The sequence below is a fragment of the Pedobacter sp. 05T44 genome, assembly GCF_056395985.1.
The window spans coordinates 90,484-106,626 of sequence record NZ_JBFTKO010000014.1; the positions used below are offsets into that span (position 1 = coordinate 90,484).

A 16,143-nucleotide genomic window follows, 5' to 3' on the forward strand; every position below is an offset into this window, starting at 1 on the left:
ATTATGGATAAAAAACAGAATTTATTTAAAATAAAAACAGGAACAAGCAATGTGGAGATAAAAAACATCACCATCAAAGAATTAATCACCTTACTTGTTCTCATTGTTTCTGCCATTATGATGGTAGGAGCTGATCTATTATTGCCTTATAATCATCAGCAAAAGCGCGTGTGCGGTTATCAAGATTAATTAATAATTGCTCCTTTCTATTTTGTAAATTCATCTGATCAGCATTTAACCATAGGTCCTCCATGATACTAGCCAGTTCAATTTTATCTGTAGGGTCAAAATAAAAAGCATTCGAAGGATCTTGCTCCTGATGTACATTTATATTTGACAATATGATGGATTTACCTATACTTTTTGATTCTTCAACAGTAGAACTCCAGCCTTCAAAAAACGAAGGATTGATTACCGCTACAGCTTCTTTTATCAACTGAAGTACATCCTTATAAGGAATCAGCCCTAAGAAAGAAACGTTCTCAGTTAATTGATGATCTTCAACATATTTCCTCAGCATTTCCACATGCTGATTTTTACTTCTAAAATCATTCATTAAACCGCTGGTCAGCACTTTAACATCCAAACCTTTTTTCTTCAATTCCTTCACTGCCTTGAAGACAATCAAGTGGTTCTTATGCTCCCAAAATTGATTCGGAAGATAAAAATATTTGCCCTTTACATATTGACTAATATCTATAGGCTCATCATATTTAAGTATATCGGGCTGGGAAACGAAGTGGAGCACACTAACCTTGCTTTCATCTTTAGGATAAACACTAACCAGATCCTTTAACGCATCAAAACTACTGACAACAATTCTATCACTCTTTAAAATCCATTCTTTATGCAAACGATGTTCAAGCTTCAATTGCTTATGTGTCCACAACTTTGGATAATGCAGATACTGAAAATCAGGTATCCAGTTTATAGTCTTTATAGAATCTCCAGGAAAAACATAATTAGAATGAGAGATGACGTTTATTTTATATTTCTTTAAAAGACGATAAGTCAGCGGGTCGAAATTAAAAAACTTCTGACTAACCTTACTAATTAACCAGGGAAACGTTTTACGCTGTATGATTTTGGTATGTATTATTTTAGCATAATCCTTAAACAAAGTAATGTATTCCTCCTCCAAATCACTCGGTACGAAAAGATAAATCTCTATCTCTTTGCTATGAAATTTATGTATTGCATAAAGCAAGTTCTTAATATAGTTGATCCCTCCCTTATATTCAACTGGAAAGCCCAATAAAAATCCTACTCTGATCATGATGTTAATCCTTTATAATATTTAACATAACCTTCCAATCCGTCTTCGACATCTATTTCAGGTTTCCAACCAAGACTCAATGCCTTTGTAATATCCGCCCAAAAATAAATTGGATCCCCCTCTTTGGTTGCTCCATTAAACTTAACTGACACCGGTTTATTAAAATGACTACATAAATCACTGATGACTTTCTGAATCTCAATACTTCGCCCAGATCCACCATTGATCACATCATAGCCCTTAACATGTTCTGAGAACATTCGCAAGAGCCGCGCTGCATCACTAATATTTAGCCAATCCCTAGTTTCTTTTCCTGTACCGAAAAATACAACCACATCGGATTCTTGTATTTTTCTACAGGCATCCCATAATAATTGCTTTTTTAATCCAGCCCCATATATGGAGAAATAACGTATTATGCCCACTTGAATATTAAAATTGTTATGGTAAGAAAGACAAAGTTGCTCCGCAATTTTCTTATGAAATCCATAAGGGGATACCGGTACAGACTCCATACTTTCCTTGATAGGTATATTTCCTAAATTCCCCTGAACTGCCGGACTAGAAGGATAAATAAACTTACATTGAGGATTTCTAAGCCTGATAAACTCCAATAAAGATAAAGTACTTTGAACACTTTTCTGGAAATCTTCATAAGGATTCTCATGAGAAAAACCTACAGAACCACTTCCTCCACAATGAACTATGACATCGAACTCCTGATTTACATTCAATAAGGCTTCAAATGTGATGGTTGTCTCGTGCCACTCGTCAATCCCCCATTTGGTGTACTCATCCTGATACCATTTACCATGACCTATTCCAACAACATAAGCGCCATTTGCTTTAAATTCTTTGGCAACATTACGTCCTAAAAATCCGTAGGCGCCTGTTATTAATACATTTTTCATTTATTTCAATTTTATGGTCAGCTCATAAAAATATGACTGGATCTTCCATCGTATTACTTTTAAAACTTTTTAGCGTCTATTTTTATACCCTTCTAAAGATCACCATATTCATGCGAGGCTGAATGGTAACCAAGAGGTAAATCTTTAGAATGCTTTATTAAACTGCCCAAATATGTCCTCTCATCATGATAAATGGATGTTAGCTGCTGCTCTCCTTTTTCCCAGCATCCTGAATCAAAATTAAAAGTCCTTACTATCCTCGCTGGATTTCCTACTACCATACTAAAAGGAGGAATATCTTTGGTAATTAAGGTCTTTGCCCCTATTACACACCCGTGACCTATATTTATGTTGCCAATTACACTAACATCATGCCCAAGCCAACAGTTTACACCGATCCTAATCGTTTTTTCATAACTATTACCTGAAAGGGCATACGGAACTAAAGGATTATCAAAAATATGATCACTACAAATGAAAGAGCATTTATTTCCAAATATACAGTAATCTCCTATGACAATAGACTTACCGACTGAAAAAAAACTATCTCTTCCAATATAGCTATTACGCCCAATCTCCAGCTGAATATCCTTATTATCCCTATTATTTATGGTGAATAAAGTATCTCCACCAATTGTGCAGTTATCTTTTATTAAAACATTCTCCATGCCCAATATTTGTACATTCGGTCCAAAAAAAACCTTGGAAGAGATATTTGATAAAAAACGTCTTTTAAATCTACTTTTACGATTTAAAATCAAGGCTTTTATATAATTCAACATAGTTCTACAATTAGTTAGGAGTTTTCCATAATGCTGACTTCCCGTCCCACCTTTCCAAAGCATTTGTCGCATTTCTACAAAAAAGTTCCCCACGAACTAAGTGCGGAACTGAATCTCTAAATAAATATTTGTCTATTTTTTTCTCACTCAAAGGCATTATCGAATCTTTGTTATAAAAGTATTTTAAGCTCACTACACTAGAAGAAAAAACAGGCAAAATACAACATTTTTCAATAAAAAGTAACCATAGTTCTATCGGATAAAGACTATACTCATTATTATCAATGAGTATAACTGTATACTGATCTTTTAATTTTTCATACAAATCCTTTAGGATAAGATTAGAAGCCCTCGGATGATTCTTCAAAATAATACATTTCCCAATCTCAGAAGTTTCTCGAATCACGTCTTCGTACAGCGACAACTCATTCTCATAATTTGTTAATCCTGAATTAGCCAAATTACTTGTTAAATACAAATGACTATTATTTGGTACATGATTTAGTATTTCATTACAGAAGTTAATTAAATCAGGTAATTGATTCACCATCTTCATAATTAAATCTGTCGCAAATGCTTTAGGAGGAACAATTAGATTTTTATGTGCTAAATATCTCCCGCTCCAATCCATAGGGAGAGTTAAGATCGTCAAATCAAAATTAATACGCTTTGGGTAATGATTATATAAGACTTTTTTTACAATCCCTTTAAGTATATTTAAAGGCCGATTCAAAAAATCACTAAATGAAGTCTTTAATGCATTTTCGTTTCCAACAAGACCAAATGAATCCCCATATTCAATGCTCAAAGCATTAGGATAAGCGTTCAAGATTAACTGAGTTCCAAAACTACCATAGTCCCGGGCAATCAATACGCTGTCAAAATCGATATTATCTAATTTTGATTTTAATTTTCTCTTGCATTTTGAATACCAATTTAATGAGAGATCTCTCATCTCAGTTTCGCTGATAAAAATTACATTATTCAAAGAGACAGCTTGTGCCATCATTTTTACAGAATTCAAAAATAAAGATTCATTATCCTTTGATACGCTTGTATCATAGAGTAAGATGGTGGTATCACTACTCTCTTTTTGAATCGACTCTTCATACCAACGAAGGGCAATATACGCTGCGAGAAACTGAGCTGTCCCTTGAATTGCGATTAATGACTTCTTGCTATTTTTCATGCTTTAAAATTAAAGGAGATAGGGTTAACCAAAACTCTTTGAGTTTCAGAAAATAAAACACACAGAACATATACATCTTATGTGCTTTTATCGAAATCTCCATATTTATTTATATTTTTGAATCTTAACACCTTAGCCGGAATGCCACCAACAATAGCAAAGTCGGGAACATCCTTAGTTACAACTGCATTTGCACCCACAACGGCATTTGATCCAATTGTAACACCCGGCGAAATAAAGACGTTCGCACCGATCCATACAGCATCTTTGATTATCACGCTCCCAAACTTACTTAGTTTTTTATCCGGAAAATTAAAATCTGAATCTACTTCAGCGGTATTTGTCCAGATTTTCAAAAATGGTCCAATGCTACAATTTTTACCAATTTCTACTTTTTCCCCTTTGCCAATCTGAATTATGGAGAACCGTCCTATATAACTATTTTCAGCAATATTAATTTCTCCATCGCCATAAAATAATATCCCTTCTCCATTAAAGAAAAAAGACTCATGGATATTATAGCTTGTTCTATAACTATCATATAAGTTAGCGTGATATGCCCCTTTTAGAATAGAATGCACTTTCGCTAAAATTTTATTTATAATTTTCATCATAATCTACTGTTGTTTTAGTAAAAGCTCCTAACCAAGGCAATGGATAAACACTATGACAAAAGCCCCCAACTGTAACAAAGAACACAAAGAAACTTATGCACGTTGCATAAGCTGCACCTATCGGTCCTAACCAGGGAATTAGAAAATAATTAAGACTCAGGTTAACAAAAACATTTAAGAATGAAACATAAAACAATACTTTGGTTTTCTTTAGATAGAAAATAATATTAGCAAATAATAAATATAGACCCTGAAAAAAATATCCGACAGTTATCCAAATTACGTATTTACTTCCTTCTATAAACTTCGGATCGATAAACCATTTAAACACTAAAGGGGTAACTAACCACACAAAAAAAACAACAAAGGCTAGAAGTGCTATAAATAACCAATATACTTTAACAACCTTTATTTTAGATGCCACCGTATTTTTAGCAAATAACTCATAACTAAAAGGCACAATTACCTGAGCAAACCCGGTACTCAAAATAGAGATGGCAGATCCGATCACATATCCAATGTTATAAATCCCTAACTGCTCTTTACTATAAAAATGATCGATAAACAAACGATCAGACATATTAATAACCATCCCACCTATAGCATGAGGTATTAACGGGAAACCAAACCATAAGGCATCCTTTACGTATTTGAAATTGATTTGTTTGATCAGGATTTTTCTTTTCTTGTACAGGATGAATATTCCTATAAGAGAGAATAAAAAAATAGAAAAGTACTGTCCAAGAAGCCTACCAGCATACCCAAATTTGAATACAATAACCAATAATAAAGAGAGCAAAACATTTATGGTAGAAGATGAAAGGCTAAAGACAACATAATTAATTGGTTCCTTCTTAATTTGAAAATCTACTAAAACCAAATTATTAAAAAAAGACAGAAAACAAAAAATAGGCACACACATGATCCAATATATTGATATCTTCAGATAATTCCCTATAAAAGAACCAAATACAAAAACCAATGAGAAAATGATAAGTGTTGAGATAAATGGCGAAAAAATAGCAGAAGAAAAATAACTGGGATAATTAGCTTTATCTTCTCTAAAATAAGCCACCGATATTGCCCCTTGAGCCCCAAGGGCAACTAACGGCATAGTAAAACTAAAAATTGAGGTAAGCAAAGACAAAGTCCCAAAATCTTTTGTGGTTAAATAGAATGTGAAGAGCGGTAGCAGAAGAAAGGCTATCGCTGCTTCTGTAAAGGAGGCAATAGTATAAAGGGAAAATGACTTAAATAATTTCATTCTATTTGTTAAAAATACTTAATAATACTCGGCTAGAACTCAACCTGCCATTGTATCAATATCAACACTTCTTTCTTCCGGCAATACTATCTTTTTAATTTTCTTAAATTCGTTTACATTGCTTTTTTTAATAAGCGTTAGCTCATTTAATACATAGATCAATTGAAAACAGTTTATCCATCACATTTTGTATGGCGGAATATTCTATTGGGACGTATACTACATTCTCGCCAGATGCGCGGCCTTTTTGCCGATCATCTCTAGCGCGAACGTCTGAAAATCACCATCTATATATCCGAAAGAGCTTCTAATATCACGTACCAGCTCTACCATCTTATTTTCACTAATATCAACCACATGAAGTTTTAATGGATTTCTTTTGAAGATCTCTTTTGCAACAGCTTGACCGATAGAACCGGCACCTCCAATAACTAAGAATTTAGAGATTCCTACAACATCGCTTAACTCCTGTTCACAAATATTGATGTCATTTTCGAATAATTCTTGCCTACGTCCAATTAAGTTTAAAATATCCATATCTTTTATTCTAGAATTTTTTTCAGAAGCCTTCTGCCTATTAAAACTAAACATATCAGGAATCCTGCTATTCCCCCTCCCGCAATAATCCCTCTTAATTTTCCGAACTTATCTTTCTCCAAAGGAAAGACAGGGTAATCAACAACCTGGATCAAAGGAGCTTCTTTACGAAGAGAAATTTTAGATAATTCCAGATTCTTAACTAACTCAGCAAGTATAGCTTTATTTGTTTCAGCATTAAACTGAGATTTCTGCACAGGTGCAATTCTTTGAGTTTGGCGAGTTGGATTCAAATTAGGAGTTGCATCCGCTACTTCAGCAGCTTTATAGATTGCCCCATTCATAACCATCCTTACGGAATCCGTTTTTTGTTGCAAAATAGAAATATTATCTAATGATTTTCTTGTCTTAGTCTGGACATAAAAATCATTTACATTTTTAACAATCTCATCATTGAAAGCTTTGGAAAAAAATTCATTTGAAGACTTAACCTCTACCTTAATTATACTTAATTTCTTATCAGGTTTTGAAACCTTTAAAATATTTGCATTAATACTCTGAACAATAATTCCTAAAACACTATCCTGTAACCGACTATATTTCAATGACTTTTTAAAATAGATGTTCTTTAGATTAGTAGATTTATCCCAGCTCTCTTTGAGCTTATTAAATTCGACATAAAGGTCTACCAATGGTACTTTTCGGTTTTCATATTGAACTTCAGTTAGTAATGTTTTCTCAATCATACTACGTGACTTATACAACTCAAGTATATTATCACCCTGAAAGATACCTCCGCTCCCACCAATATCAATTCCAGCTATGGATGCCAATCCACCTAGATTTCCTAACGCTCCTGCTGTATTTGATCCCCCATCCTCCAAAACAAAGGTTGTCGTAGCGGTGTAAACAGCTTTTTTGAAATAAGCATAAGTAAATCCCAATAAAGAACCTAATACGCCAAAAGCAAGTATAATAGCCCATTTAGATAAAAGGTATTGCCACCATTCCCTTATTTTAAGTAATAGCTCTTTTAAAGAAATCTCATCTGAAGAGACATTTGATTGATTATTTATATTTCCTAGACTCATATCGATCAGACAATCAATTACCTTAACAAACTAACTACTATTGCTGCTAATGATGCAAAAGCTGTACTAATTCCTATCCAAGCCTGAACGTTCATTTTTTCTCTCTCAGCACGTTTTGGCACAAAAATCTCTGCACCTGGCTTAACCTGAGGGTAATTATTAAAGAACAAGAATTTCTTCGCTGCTGCCACTGATCCATTAGAATATACAATATAAGCACCCTTTTTATAGGCGTTATAACTAAAACCTCCAGCACCATCAACGTATCCTTTAAAGCTTCTGCCTTTAATATAAACTATACTGTTTGGTTTTAAAACCTCTCCAGTTACTCTTACTGTTTGCAGTTCCTTAGGAACACGTATTACATCTCCATCCTCTACAATCAAATCATTTCTAGATAGTGGTTTTTTTAGGATTCTCACTAAATCAATACCTACCAGATCACTACGCAGAACCTGTATATCTTTTTCAAATGTGGTTGTGTCCTTAGCCCCAGACTGCTTCAAGCGTTGCAAGTTCATCAGCTTTTCCTTCTCTTCTTTTCTTCTCTCCAGACTATCTATGGCTCTTGCTTCTGCACCACCTGTACGTTTTAAAGAAGCTCCCTCTACATAAGCCAAAGGACTTAGGCCGCCCGCTCTTTTCATGATATCTGAAATGCGCTCATCCTTTTTTGTAATGGTATAAGTTCCGGGATATAGCACTTCTCCTTCAACTTTTACTTGTCTCTGTACCTGATAGCTCTCAGAGGTACGAATGGAAACTATATCAAACGGCTTTAAAGTAAAGTCTTTCTCCTGAATTTTTAGATTCTGGTCTACATTAACGGTAAATACCTCTGCAGTTTGTGCAGATGCCGAAGTTGCATCACTATTTTTAATCCTTCTTGATATCTCAATACGATTTGGCGTAGCACCTTCTTTAAAACCACCTGCCATTTGGATCAAGGATTCCAGATTCATATTATCTCCATATTCGAAAGTACCCGGCTCTCTAACCTCTCCCTGGATGGTTACTTTATATTCTTCTCTTAAATCGAATATTGAAGAAATAGTCACCTTATCTTCTCTCTGCAGCTTAATATCTGCTTCAGTTCCGGCCAATACTTTGGCCACATCGAATGATAAAAGTGATAAGCTGTTGTCTGCATTTAACCTTGAGATATAGCCTCTGTTTAAAAATGCATCTTCCTTTAAGCCATCAGCCTTGCCGATCAATTGTTTTAAGGTTAAGTTCTCGTCAAGCTCAAACTGACCCGGACGGAAAACGGCCCCTGAAATCTCTACCCTGTTTTCGAAACGATCCAGAATACCCTCGACCACATATTTGTCGCCATTTAATGGATTGTATTTATTGTAATCGTCAGCCGGAACATCGGTGATTTTACGTTCCTTATTTGTTTTTTGAAGTACCTTGATCTGCGCCGTATAAGCATCGTTAGAGAATCCACCGGCAAACCTAACCATGTCTTCTAAAGTCTCCGTATTTAAGGCCTCGTACAATGCCGGGCGTTTAACCTCTCCGGCCATTTCAACCCGTGTTTGATACACAGGTACATTTATCACATCCTGATCCTGCAAGCGGATATTGTTTAGCTGGATTCCGTTTAACAGAAAATCATAAACATCTATAGTAGATACAACTTTGTTGTTCCTAACCACCTGTATTTTACGGAAAGACCCGTTCCTGTTCGGTCCTCCTGATTCATATAAGGCATTAAATACCGTAAACAGCGAAGGAACGGTGTATGATCCTGGTTTAACGACCTCTCCTATTACGGTAACCTTAATACTTCTGATATTACCCAAAGTTATGGCAACACTCGTTCTGCCTGATCTTAAACTTGGGTAGGTACTTGCCATGCTTGACCGGATCTTTGAAGTGGCCTGTTCAATGGTTAATCCACCTACTGATATCAATCCTACGTATTGTAAACGAATGGTGCCATCAGGACTTACCTTAAGTTTATAGTTGACTTCATTGTCGCCACTTAAATCGATCAGCAATTCATCATCAGGACCAACTACATAGCTTTTCGGCGTAGCCATACGAAGGTTTGGCTCAAAAGTAAGGTTCTCATTTTTAAACAAATCTTCACCAAATATTTTAGGTTTAAGGCCTTCGAAAAGCTTTTTCATTTCTTCAAGCTTTTCCTCTTCCAAAGCCTTCTTAGTTTTCAGATTACCGCTGGAATCGGTTTTATTATTATTCTTAGTGGTATCGCGTACATTTTGCTTATCAAACCCTCTGGTTCTGTCCAGCTCATTTCCATTTTGCTGATTTTTGTTAGAACCATTGGTATCTGATTTATCATTACTTTGGCCACCTTCCTGTTTTCTGATCTTCTCAACCCTTAAACGGAGTTTCTGAATTTCAGTGGCATTCATGCCCTGAGCTGCAGCCATTTGCTCCAGCTGAGCATCATTATATCCTACCGATTCCGCTCTCTGCATCAGTTGTCGGATTTGTGTATCAGTTAAGTCATCAACTTTTACATCCGCATAATTGGTTTGCGAAAATGCCGATTGAGAAAGAATAATGGCAAAGAAGAAAAATAATGCGGTAAGTATATTTTTAAACTTCATAGGTAATTGATAGTGTATGAAATAGCTTATTCGAAATAATTTAATGTTTTAAAGCCGCCTTGCTTTAAGTACTCATCCTTTTTCATCAAATGCAGATCGGAATGAACCATGTCTTTTACTAATAGCGGAAGATCATATTTAGGTTTCCAACCCAGTTTGGTATTGGCTTTTGTTGGATCGCCCAATAGCAGATCAACCTCTGTTGGCCTGAAGTACTTTTCATCAACCTGTACCACAATAGTACCTGGTTTTAAATACTCGTCATTTAACCCAAGTTGAACAACCAGGTCCTGATCAACATCAATAATTACACCTCGCTCGTATTGGTCTTTTCCACTGAACTCAATTTCAATTCCCAATTCGGCAAAACTCATTTTAACAAAATCTCTAACCGTTGTCGTAACGCCTGTAGCGATTACGTAATCCTCTGGCTTTTCCTGTTGCAGGATTAACCACATGGCTTCGATGTAATCCTTTGCGTGACCCCAATCGCGTTGTGCCGAGAGATTGCCAAGGTATAGACAGCTCTGCAGGCCCAGCGCTATTTTACATGCCGCACGAGTGATTTTACGGGTAACAAAGGTTTCGCCCCTAACTGGACTTTCGTGATTAAACAAAATGCCGTTGCAGGCAAACATATCATAAGCCTCTCTGTAGTTAACCGTAATCCAGTAAGCATACATTTTTGCTGCCGCATAGGGTGACCGTGGATAGAAAGGGGTTGTTTCGCTTTGAGGGACAGCCTGAACCAATCCATATAACTCGGAAGTAGAAGCCTGATAAACTTTAGTTTTTTTGGTAAGACCCAATATCCGAACAGCTTCTAATAATCTAAGTGTTCCAATTCCATCTGCATTTGCAGTATATTCAGGTGTTTCAAAACTCACCTTAACATGACTCATTGCAGCTAGGTTATAAATCTCATCGGGTTGGGTTTCCTGGACGATACGAATTAAATTGGTTGAATCGGTTAAATCGCCATAGTGCAATTTGAAATTTACATTATTTTCGTGTTGATCCTGATAAAGGTGATCTATACGCTCTGTATTAAACGATGAAGATCTTCTTTTCAATCCATGTACAAAGTATCCCTTTTTTAACAAAAATTCAGCTAAATAGGCTCCATCCTGTCCCGTTACTCCCGTAATTAAGGCAATTTTCATCTGTGTGTTTACGCTTTAGGTGTTATGAAGTTTGCATGAGACTTGTTTAAGTTAGATTTGAGCGGTAAGCTCATGCAGTTTCATTGATAAGTGTGTTCAATTTATTCACGCAAACATACGGAATTATTTACTTTGAAAGCAAAAGATAAACCTCGAATAAAGGCACATATGAAGTAGAAAGCTATTTATTGCTTCCTAAATGGATTTGAATCCCTACTGAAAAAGGATTCAAAAGAAATTCGGTTGTCCGGTCGTTATTGACTGTTCGGGTATTATTAATATCCTGCAAAATCGTTTTCTGCTTCTCGAAAGAGTACAAAAGATCCAGAGTGCCTTCGGCGAAAATAGAAATCTGAGGTATTGGATTGATTTTAAACCCTATAACCGGGGATACCATAATTCCATGCTTAGTAGATTCAATCTCCTGGCCTACGGCATCTGCACTCACGTCTCTCAATTGGTTTCTATTCTGCAGGCTACCTTTAAACCTGTTGTAACGATAGCCCAAATCAAGTCCGACATAGGGTTGAATCCGTGAATAATTAAAGTTCTTTTCAAATCCTAATTTAAAGGAGTAGTCTAGAAGCTTACCATCAGCTTCCTGGCATGTTTCACACTCATTGAAAAACTTTTTGGATTTATTATAATAGGTCCCGTTTAAACGATAGCTAAACTGGTTGTCGTTAAATTTAACCATCACTCCGTTAAAATAAGCGTCTGTAAACTTATCAGAGCTGGTTTCATTAAATACTTTAGGCATCTCAACCATACTATATCCTCTGATGGCAATACTATAATTATAGTCGCCATTCATTTGTGAAAATGCAGTAACATTAGTTAGCAAGAATAGAGCTAGTAGTAAAGGTTTTTTCATATATACTTAATTTGATCGAATGACTTTCTTAGCCAGCCTGATTAATATTGGTGGTGTTAAATCATATAATACGCTGCGCAAGGTGATAGGTTCTTTGGTAACATCATTTTTCGTTCCTGATCGGTTTACAAATAGCGTTCCATGCGGTTTGTGATTTACCTCGCTTTTTGGTCGGCCATTACTATAATAATATAATGCCAGAGATTTCCGACTCCTGTCTGGCGGGCAGGCTAGCGCATTAGGGTGACCATGGTATGAAAAATCGGTGGTTGAAAATATAGCTATCCGATTAAAAATCGGCAATACCTTTGTGCGCGCCTCCTTCATGTCACGATCCCACAGTTCAAAATGTCCGCCGTAGCTTTCATCCCAGTCCTTATTAAGATAAACTAGCAAGTTAATGCGACGATCCACCAATGCTAATTCATGCTTATTGAAATCAGCATGCACTTTTAACAAACCACCTGATTTTATTTCATGATAGCCGCCGCCCAAAAAATAAGGATCCGGTAGTAAAGTTTCCTTAATCCCCGTAAGCTCCTGCAAAAATTCCAATATTGGCTGTGAATTTAAAAAATGAGCCAGCAAACGTGCTGATTCACTGAAGTGTTTCTCGCCCAAAGCTTCCAGCTTCTTTTCATTATGGTTATCATATTTCTTTACATCCTTTTGTTTAGACAAGTCAGGAAATTCATCGGCCACTTTGCTTAAAAACTCCTCGTTAAAAAAATTATCTAATACAATACTGGGGAAAGGATCAGCGCTTATGTATTTCTGATGCATATCTTTCCCTAGTTGTTTTATATCTGTTATAGATGGATGTAAAATATTCATGTATGTAAATTTATAGAATAATAACCTAGCAAGAATAGAACTAGTAGTAAAAGTTTTTTCATATATACAGTTAATAACAAGGTTATCCCTTATCAAATGTAAAACAATAATATCATTTAGATTAAAATAAAATTATATGACATAAATCACCTGATTGTCTTCTTTTAAGTCACAAATCGTCAATTCATCATACTCAATACGCCCCTTATTTTGAGTAACAAAGTTTGTCCTATTCAAGTTATTGATTTGAACACATAAAACCTGCTATTAACAAATTTATGTGCCAATATTTTTTAACTATTCAAAATATCTAATCAATATAAATAACCACAAGATAAAAAAGCCATAAAAATGAACGTCAAAGACATACAACCACAATATTAAGAGTCTTTGTTCACCATGATAGTATCTGACACTTAACAAAGGAACCCCAATAATAGTTGCAAACTTTAAAAATTTATCACTGGCAACTCTTCAAGAGTTGTGTCGGGCAGACGAATTTGAATACCTTCTCTACCACCATTTGTGTCAAATAATTTTCCTGAAAGCGTGGCTTTTTTATCTAAACCAATCATCACAAACCGAATTTTGTCAGATGCAATGACCTGTTCAGTGGAATCATAAGCAAAAATATCTACGGTGACATTAGAACCCTCTTGAGGATGCGAATCGTTAATTCTGTATGGAAGAAAAATATCCAAAGATATAGGTTTCCCGTAATTTGACTCCACCATTGTTTGGGTGAAAAAAAAAGTATCGAAGGTATCTAATTCTCCACTCGATATTCTCATTTCCGTAGATATATTTTCTCCCGACAGTTCATACTTTACTACATAATGAATTTTTTTCACGCTTATAGGTACATTATCTTCGATATTTATGCGCAGCAACGCTGTAATTCTTCGAAGTTCGACATTTTTCCTCACGTCTCCTTCAAGGTCTAGTAAAAACCTTTCATAGTAGACTACGGTTCCCGGCTTTCCAAAATTCAATTTGTTTTCGCGAGCAGTGATGTTTAATGGTTCTCCTGAGGCAAAAAAAGCAACATTATAACGCCCTTTCGCAAGCTCATCTTTTATTTTCCCGAATTTCGGATCAGTCCTAACCTGATGAATCATCTTAACGTAGATATCCCCTTTGTAAACTAGATAATAAATGTGGTTAACCCCTGAGTTCGAATCCGAGGGCTCCACTGAAGATACTTTCTTATTTGATGATATTGCCGTTTTAACTGGGCTATAATCAACATTGAATGAACTTGTCGAAAATTCAACAGAGTACAATTTCCCTTCAGGAGATTCTTTCCCTGCATCCTTTTTACGGCAGGATATAAAAAATAACACTAATACTGGAATTAATAAGAGCTTTTTCATTGGAAGTCATTTGACTTACAAATATAATATTAAGTACCTGACAAACAACACCTTTATTAACGACCCCCTAGCAATTAAAGATCGTGCACAATATAATTTATAACTATACCAACTGAAGACATAAAATCAATTCCAACAATATTTTTGGCGGTATAAACCTAAATCCATTATCTGCTATAAATTATTCACATAAATGAAAGAGGATTATCGATAAATCATTTAGTTGAATAAGACTCTATTGGGTTGTTGGGTGGGGGGGGGGAGGTTCAGGCAAGAGATCTCTCACTATGTTCAAGACGACGGGCAATGTTAGAGATGACGGTTGTTTCAATTTATTATTGACAAACGAAAACAGCCCCGGTATGCCAGGGCTGCTTTACGATTATTAACTATTAAATCTCAGAGCGCTATATTCGTTTTGTTTTAACTTTAAAATGGAAAGTCCCCGTTACCAACCTCTTGTTACTTTCGTTAAGGACTTCCCCCATACTCATGCTGTAACGGCATTTTATCTGAAATTGAGCATAATTCCCTTTAACACCTATATACTTGATCTCTAAAACTTCGTTATAAGAATCGGAGCTGGAACCGGACAGACTTACTAATTTTGTGGTTGAATTTGCAATTATTGGAAGTGTTTGTGAAAACTCAAAGGGCTTTTTATTGGCCCCAACTCTTGTGATCCCATACTTTTTAATATTGGAAGACCTTACCATAACCGAGCTATCACGGGGAAATGAAAAGTAAAATGTTTCATTTGTAGAGGCCGATGTTGCCGATACATATGATGTGGAATCGTTTAAGCCGATAGGATCCAGATCAAGATGGGTACAGTCGATCTTTCGTTCCCAATCAGGTGTTTTGAAGGCCATATACAGTGTATTATCCACTACCTCTCCATTACCGATTACAGGACCCTTAACGGGACCCGGGTTCTCATTTGAGGGACCATCGCTGCTTTTTTCACAAGCCATAAAACTTGCTGATAATAAAATAAGTAGTATTAATTTGCTGAGTGTTTTCATGAGCGTTAATTTTAGGAAAACTATTTCATTAGGTTAATTTCGACGACTTCTTTATGTACGATCCCTTTCTGGGTTTCAATATGCTCTTCATATACGGAAAGCGTGGAACCGGTTAATTCCTTTATATGATAAACAGTGACATCATCGCCCTCGATATAATTTAAGACCAGATTTTCTTTTGTGGCGGTATAAGTAAAAGCATCAACATCGCCCTCGCCATCATATATGCTTCCTTTTTCTCCTTCTTTAAATTCAAGATAAGCACCAGACAACGCAAACATATCTGCTCTGAATACTTCTGCCCCATCAACATAGTCTATTTCGACCGCATTTGCGACAACCCATTTGCCTACAACTTGACTTCTCATAATAATCTAATTAAATCCAGGTATCTTAACTGAATCGAAAATTCAGAAGATTTACTCAAAGGAAAAGGAAAACGCTTAAGCAAGCAATACCCATAAATAGGTATTTTTAAGTGGCTGCTATTTAGCCTCAACTTTATCGCCTACCCACACATATCGGTTTGTAGTACATTTTGGGCACCAGTAAATTCGTATAGGAAGAAATCCCAGCAAATGTTTTAACACAAATCCGCGTGGAACCTGATAATGAAAATCTGTAT

Annotated in this window: 15 protein-coding genes; all 15 read right to left on the minus strand. The window is 35.7% G+C overall.

Translation table 11 applies throughout. The features are described from left to right. Positions 1 to 115: 115 nt before the first annotated feature. The 15 genes from AC1DDK_RS19670 to AC1DDK_RS19740 all read right to left on the minus strand — a co-directional run bounded on the left by AC1DDK_RS19670 (position 116) and on the right by AC1DDK_RS19740 (position 15,886). Entirely contained in the window at positions 116 to 1,276 is a 1,161-nt protein-coding gene (locus AC1DDK_RS19670; RefSeq protein ID WP_337718025.1) for a glycosyltransferase, read from the minus strand. Continuing rightward, positions 1,273 to 2,187 (minus strand): NAD-dependent epimerase/dehydratase family protein, encoded by a 915-nt coding sequence (locus tag AC1DDK_RS19675; RefSeq protein ID WP_337718023.1) that lies wholly within the window; start codon positions 2,185 to 2,187, stop codon positions 1,273 to 1,275. Before AC1DDK_RS19675 ends, AC1DDK_RS19670 begins: the two co-directional genes overlap by 4 nt. Positions 2,188 to 2,279: 92 nt before the next feature. Next, the gene (locus tag AC1DDK_RS19680; protein WP_337718021.1) at positions 2,280 to 2,969 is read right to left on the minus strand and encodes an acyltransferase; all 690 of its coding nucleotides are present in this window, start codon (positions 2,967 to 2,969) and stop codon (positions 2,280 to 2,282) included. A gap of 10 nt (positions 2,970 to 2,979) precedes the next feature. Continuing rightward, positions 2,980 to 4,158, minus strand: coding sequence for a polysialyltransferase family glycosyltransferase (locus AC1DDK_RS19685; protein WP_337718019.1), 1,179 nt, complete (start codon positions 4,156 to 4,158; stop codon positions 2,980 to 2,982). A gap of 77 nt (positions 4,159 to 4,235) precedes the next feature. After that, entirely contained in the window at positions 4,236 to 4,772 is a 537-nt protein-coding gene (locus AC1DDK_RS19690) for an acyltransferase (RefSeq protein ID WP_337718017.1), read from the minus strand. Further along, positions 4,753 to 6,036, minus strand: a complete 1,284-nt coding sequence (locus AC1DDK_RS19695; RefSeq protein WP_337718014.1) for an oligosaccharide flippase family protein — start codon at positions 6,034 to 6,036, stop codon at positions 4,753 to 4,755. The genes AC1DDK_RS19690 and AC1DDK_RS19695 overlap by 20 nt, the downstream gene beginning before the upstream one ends. Before the next feature lie 219 nt (positions 6,037 to 6,255). Continuing rightward, on the minus strand, positions 6,256 to 6,573 hold the full coding sequence (locus AC1DDK_RS19700) for a polysaccharide biosynthesis protein (protein WP_337718012.1): 318 nt from the start codon (positions 6,571 to 6,573) through the stop codon (positions 6,256 to 6,258). Positions 6,574 to 6,578: 5 nt separating this feature from the next. Beyond that, entirely contained in the window at positions 6,579 to 7,664 is a 1,086-nt protein-coding gene (locus tag AC1DDK_RS19705) for a Wzz/FepE/Etk N-terminal domain-containing protein (protein ID WP_337718010.1), read from the minus strand. Positions 7,665 to 7,681: 17 nt separating this feature from the next. After that, positions 7,682 to 10,249, minus strand: coding sequence for an SLBB domain-containing protein (locus AC1DDK_RS19710; RefSeq protein ID WP_337718009.1), 2,568 nt, complete (start codon positions 10,247 to 10,249; stop codon positions 7,682 to 7,684). A 26-nt stretch (positions 10,250 to 10,275) separates the two neighbouring features. Further along, complete coding sequence (gmd, locus tag AC1DDK_RS19715) at positions 10,276 to 11,412, minus strand: GDP-mannose 4,6-dehydratase (protein ID WP_337718007.1); 1,137 nt, start codon at positions 11,410 to 11,412, stop codon at positions 10,276 to 10,278. Between the two features lie 181 nt (positions 11,413 to 11,593). Beyond that, complete coding sequence (locus AC1DDK_RS19720) at positions 11,594 to 12,286, minus strand: hypothetical protein (protein WP_337718006.1); 693 nt, start codon at positions 12,284 to 12,286, stop codon at positions 11,594 to 11,596. Positions 12,287 to 12,292: 6 nt separating this feature from the next. Further along, positions 12,293 to 13,120 (minus strand): 2OG-Fe(II) oxygenase, encoded by an 828-nt coding sequence (locus AC1DDK_RS19725; RefSeq protein WP_337718004.1) that lies wholly within the window; start codon positions 13,118 to 13,120, stop codon positions 12,293 to 12,295. 449 nt (positions 13,121 to 13,569) lie between these two features. After that, a complete protein-coding gene (locus AC1DDK_RS19730) occupies positions 13,570 to 14,493 on the minus strand; it encodes a hypothetical protein (RefSeq protein ID WP_337718002.1) in 924 nt (307 codons plus the stop codon). Positions 14,494 to 14,900: 407 nt separating this feature from the next. After that, positions 14,901 to 15,518, minus strand: a complete 618-nt coding sequence (locus AC1DDK_RS19735) for a hypothetical protein (protein ID WP_337718000.1) — start codon at positions 15,516 to 15,518, stop codon at positions 14,901 to 14,903. Between the two features lie 20 nt (positions 15,519 to 15,538). Beyond that, positions 15,539 to 15,886, minus strand: a complete 348-nt coding sequence (locus AC1DDK_RS19740; protein ID WP_337717998.1) for a lipocalin family protein — start codon at positions 15,884 to 15,886, stop codon at positions 15,539 to 15,541. Between the last annotated feature and the right edge of the window lie 257 nt (positions 15,887 to 16,143).

Coding starts and splice junctions, on each gene's coding strand:
- AC1DDK_RS19705 (WP_337718010.1), bottom strand. CDS start 7,664: ATGAGTCTAGGAAATATAAATAATCAATCAAATGTCTCTTCAGATGAG.
- AC1DDK_RS19675 (WP_337718023.1), bottom strand. CDS start 2,187: ATGAAAAATGTATTAATAACAGGCGCCTACGGATTTTTAGGACGTAAT.
- gmd (WP_337718007.1), bottom strand. CDS start 11,412: ATGAAAATTGCCTTAATTACGGGAGTAACGGGACAGGATGGAGCCTAT.
- AC1DDK_RS19725 (WP_337718004.1), bottom strand. CDS start 13,120: ATGAATATTTTACATCCATCTATAACAGATATAAAACAACTAGGGAAA.
- AC1DDK_RS19670 (WP_337718025.1), bottom strand. CDS start 1,276: ATGATCAGAGTAGGATTTTTATTGGGCTTTCCAGTTGAATATAAGGGA.
- AC1DDK_RS19730 (WP_337718002.1), bottom strand. CDS start 14,493: ATGAAAAAGCTCTTATTAATTCCAGTATTAGTGTTATTTTTTATATCC.
- AC1DDK_RS19710 (WP_337718009.1), bottom strand. CDS start 10,249: ATGAAGTTTAAAAATATACTTACCGCATTATTTTTCTTCTTTGCCATT.
- AC1DDK_RS19740 (WP_337717998.1), bottom strand. CDS start 15,886: ATGAGAAGTCAAGTTGTAGGCAAATGGGTTGTCGCAAATGCGGTCGAA.
- AC1DDK_RS19720 (WP_337718006.1), bottom strand. CDS start 12,286: ATGAAAAAACCTTTACTACTAGCTCTATTCTTGCTAACTAATGTTACT.
- AC1DDK_RS19695 (WP_337718014.1), bottom strand. CDS start 6,036: ATGAAATTATTTAAGTCATTTTCCCTTTATACTATTGCCTCCTTTACA.
- AC1DDK_RS19735 (WP_337718000.1), bottom strand. CDS start 15,518: ATGAAAACACTCAGCAAATTAATACTACTTATTTTATTATCAGCAAGT.
- AC1DDK_RS19685 (WP_337718019.1), bottom strand. CDS start 4,158: ATGAAAAATAGCAAGAAGTCATTAATCGCAATTCAAGGGACAGCTCAG.
- AC1DDK_RS19690 (WP_337718017.1), bottom strand. CDS start 4,772: ATGATGAAAATTATAAATAAAATTTTAGCGAAAGTGCATTCTATTCTA.
- AC1DDK_RS19700 (WP_337718012.1), bottom strand. CDS start 6,573: ATGGATATTTTAAACTTAATTGGACGTAGGCAAGAATTATTCGAAAAT.
- AC1DDK_RS19680 (WP_337718021.1), bottom strand. CDS start 2,969: ATGTTGAATTATATAAAAGCCTTGATTTTAAATCGTAAAAGTAGATTT.